The organism is Rubritalea sp. (genome assembly GCF_039830215.1).
Lineage (GTDB): Bacteria > Verrucomicrobiota > Verrucomicrobiia > Verrucomicrobiales > Akkermansiaceae > Rubritalea.
In genome coordinates this window covers 1-2,267 of the sequence record NZ_JBDOPO010000243.1, presented here as the reverse complement: position 1 = coordinate 2,267, position 2,267 = coordinate 1, and the positions used below count along the sequence as shown (strand labels likewise).

4 protein-coding genes and 1 pseudogene are annotated in these 2,267 nt (G+C 47.2%); 2 read left to right on the top strand and 3 right to left on the bottom strand.

Annotation, left to right across the window (positions count from 1 at the left end):
* A pseudogene (locus ABGY95_RS08020) lies at window positions 1-563 on the bottom strand (23S rRNA (adenine(2503)-C(2))-methyltransferase RlmN); the annotation flags it as partial.
* Window positions 564-1,011: 448 nt separating this feature from the next.
* Between ABGY95_RS08020 and ABGY95_RS08015 the strand changes: the two are divergent.
* The gene (locus ABGY95_RS08015; RefSeq protein ID WP_347441165.1) at window positions 1,012-1,371 is read left to right on the top strand and encodes a hypothetical protein; all 360 of its coding nucleotides are present in this window, start codon (window positions 1,012-1,014) and stop codon (window positions 1,369-1,371) included.
* Window positions 1,372-1,405: 34 nt separating this feature from the next.
* On the top strand, window positions 1,406-1,786 hold the full coding sequence (locus tag ABGY95_RS08010) for a hypothetical protein (RefSeq protein WP_347441164.1): 381 nt from the start codon (window positions 1,406-1,408) through the stop codon (window positions 1,784-1,786).
* Window positions 1,787-1,903: 117 nt separating this feature from the next.
* Here ABGY95_RS08010 and ABGY95_RS08005 read toward each other — a convergent pair whose 3' ends face one another.
* Entirely contained in the window at window positions 1,904-2,053 is a 150-nt protein-coding gene (locus ABGY95_RS08005) for a hypothetical protein (RefSeq protein WP_347441163.1), read from the bottom strand.
* Between the two features lie 4 nt (window positions 2,054-2,057).
* On the bottom strand, window positions 2,058-2,189 hold the full coding sequence (locus ABGY95_RS08000) for a hypothetical protein (protein ID WP_347441162.1): 132 nt from the start codon (window positions 2,187-2,189) through the stop codon (window positions 2,058-2,060).
* Window positions 2,190-2,267 lie beyond the last annotated feature (78 nt).

Below are 2,267 nucleotides of genomic sequence, written 5' to 3'. Positions count from 1 at the left end.
CAGTGGCCAGTGATGATATCGAGCGCTGGATTTAGATTCTTAAAGTTAGCGAGCGGCTCACCCATGCCCATGAATACGACATTGGTGATGGTCTTGCTGGAGTGTTCGGCGATCGCGACAAGCTGGCTGATGATTTCAGCTGTGCTGAGATTACGCGTGAGGCCATCGAGCCCTGAAGCGCAGAACTTGCAACCATAGGCACAACCGACCTGCGAGGAGACGCAGACAGTCATGCGATCGGAGCGATCACCATTTGCCGCCTGAGTGGCAGGGATAAGAACCGACTCGATGTAGCGTCCGTCGTGGAGCTGGAAAAGATACTTGCGCGTGGTGTCCTCGGAGCCCTGGACCTTGATGATTTTAGGGAGCTCGGCAGTGAAATGCTCAGTAAGCAGGGAGCGGTAGCGTTCGGTAATGGAGCCGATGAGCGAAAAATCACGGACGTCACGACGGTACAGGGCATCCAGCACCTCACCAGCATGGTAGGCTGAACCTCCGTGCTCGGTGAAAAATGCGGTAAGACCTTCTTTGGTGATTCCTAAAATGTTCTGTTTCTCGCTCACAAGTGCATTGCTTGCACAGTACGCGGTCATTGGTCAAGAGTCATTGGCCTAGAACGAGCAATCTGGGGATTGAGTTTCCAGTGTTCAGGTTGCAGATTTCAGAGCCAGCGCGCTGAAACTTTTACCGCGAAAAAGGTGAAAGTTTACGAATGGCTGGTGATACTCAATGGAGTGGATCTAACCGCAGAAAGCACGGAAGAGTCAGAAAACCTACCGATGCCGCGGAGAACTCATTTTTTCCTCTAGAACACTGCAACGAGGTTCGTTTTTTTAGTTATTCATCCCCAATACTTACCTGCATCGAAGAGACTTTTTCACTAATCTTATGATGGCAGATTAGAGTGAGATCTTGTCAAATAAATCTATGTTCGATTTTCGCAATGGCCGGCCAAAACCTAGAGATCCAGGAAATGGAGTGCTGGGATTTAGCAATCGCTCTCGTGTCCCTATGAGCACTACAGTGGAAGACCCAAAAAAGGAGGCTTTGGGTAGGGCTATAGCAAAGTGGATCCATGTGTATGCATGGCTCGTGCATGGTTTGTTTATTCCATTGCTCTACTTTGGAGGGATCTTGGTCTCAGCCTTCGATAATATGGAAAGTCGACTGAGCTGGTTGGTGCCAATACTATCGTGCCTAGCGCTAGCAGGTTTACCCATAGTGCTCGTGGGGAGATTTGTCGCAAATCAACTTACTCTGCGTGATGACGCACGTAGCTACGATGCGGTGAAAGTCTACTTTGTAGGCATAGCCTTCTATTTTGTTTTGAGTGTTGTCGTCGCAGTTCTTTCTAAAATCGTGATTTCCTAATGCCTGTACCAGATTTTTTTAACTAACTTCAGTCATGGTAAGTAAACTCAATAGTCGACAGAAGCCTGTGGCCCCGGGAAATGGAGTGAGATCTATTTCCTATCGTTCTGTGCTCGTTGAAAAAGACCCAAAGAGAGAGACGCTAGGATTGCTGATTGCTAAACTATTTCTGATCTATGCCAGCATTGTGCATCTGCTTATCATTCCATTTGCTTGGCTCAATGACTATAATTATCTAGGTCGTGACTCTGAGGGCTCCTTGTTCTTGGTCTGCGGTTGGTTGATATTCGGGGGGCTATTCCTAATTCCTGTTGGGAGGGCTATTTCTAATGCTCTTACACGTGATGAAGAATGCATTGGCTATAATGCCGTAAGGGTGTATTTCGGCGGCTTCGTTCTCTATTTTTGTATGTAGTTGTAGAAATCTTGAATTAGAGTGGTGGAGTTTAGTGCACTGTTGTGAGCCGAGGGTGAGGTGAAAAAAAATCGGTACCCCATTGTGGCGGGGCCCGATGATCAGTCTCTGAGAATTTTAAATTCTCAGCAGCATCCATGGATTGTGGTGCGTCTCGCAGGCGAGTATCATTTGGTGCAACTTGTCCTTCAGCGCTAGCCTGTCGTGCTTGCGCTGATGTGTGTAGCCGTCGCTGGGAGTTTCGATGTGCTCCTTAATCCGGTGCATCTCTTTATCCACCTGATGGAACTAATCGAGCAAAATGAGCAAAATGAGCAAAATGAGCATTGCTCACCTTAAGGTCGTGGATTGTGTCTCTGTGCTCGGGGAGTTCGTGAATGAGGTCGTGTTTTTGTATTGCCATAATTTTTGATTAGTTAAATCAACTAAAGTAATAGGGCTGCAGTGCTTATGTCGCTTAGCATATATTGCTTATGAATGT

Bases quoted from the DNA above. Each gene is read 5' to 3' on its own strand.
- ABGY95_RS08015 (WP_347441165.1), top strand. From the start codon at position 1,012: ATGAGCACTACAGTGGAAGACCCAAAAAAGGAGGCTTTGGGTAGGGCT.
- ABGY95_RS08010 (WP_347441164.1), top strand. From the start codon at position 1,406: ATGGTAAGTAAACTCAATAGTCGACAGAAGCCTGTGGCCCCGGGAAAT.
- ABGY95_RS08005 (WP_347441163.1), bottom strand. From the start codon at position 2,053: ATGCACCGGATTAAGGAGCACATCGAAACTCCCAGCGACGGCTACACA.
- ABGY95_RS08000 (WP_347441162.1), bottom strand. From the start codon at position 2,189: ATGGCAATACAAAAACACGACCTCATTCACGAACTCCCCGAGCACAGA.